Genomic DNA, 256 nt, shown 5'->3' on the forward strand with positions numbered 1-256 from the left:
AAGCTGATACACCGGTTAAAGTTGGTTAATAATAAAAATCGAGTAGGAGATAATTGATTAGTTCAATTATCGACCTCTCACACCACCGTACGTACGGTTCCGTATACGGCGGTTCGACAACTTAATCACATTGAATTGACTGGAGCGTCTTGGACATATTCATAAGTCCGAGTTGTTCCAGTTTTCTATTAGTTAGAGAATAGCTCAAGGTCTTACTGTGTGCAGTTCGCCAGTAGCCCTTGCGGGTACTAGCGAA

Origin of the sequence: Limosilactobacillus reuteri subsp. porcinus (genome assembly GCF_036621895.1) — a bacterium.
GTDB classification, from domain to species: Bacteria; Bacillota; Bacilli; order Lactobacillales; family Lactobacillaceae; genus Limosilactobacillus; species Limosilactobacillus reuteri_J.